At 74.2% G+C, this 244-nt stretch carries 1 protein-coding gene; it reads right to left on the bottom strand.

The features are described from left to right. Positions 1-244, bottom strand: a 244-nt coding sequence (locus tag KVT14_RS20935; RefSeq protein ID WP_217617351.1) for a chlorite dismutase family protein, incomplete at both ends; no start/stop codon positions are given.

Raw genomic sequence — 244 nt, 5'->3', positions numbered from 1 at the left:
CGAACGACGACAGCGTGTTGGCGCGGACGTCGGCGTAGACGCGGGCGGCGTGGCCGTGCTCGCGGAGCAGCTCGCGGCGCTCCTCGTCGGACAGCAGGTACCACTCGTAGTACCGCACGAACGGGTACACGCACAGGTAGTCGCGCGGCTCCTCGCCGGCGAGGAACGCCGGGACGGGCCCGCGGTTGAACTCGGCGGGGCGGTGCCTCGCCGCGACGGGCCACACCGGCAGCAGGTGCGCGCC

Origin of the sequence: Cellulomonas sp. GbtcB1 (assembly GCF_019091725.1) — a bacterium.
Lineage (GTDB): Bacteria > Actinomycetota > Actinomycetes > Actinomycetales > Cellulomonadaceae > Cellulomonas.
This window is presented reverse-complemented; position numbering and strand designations above follow the sequence as displayed.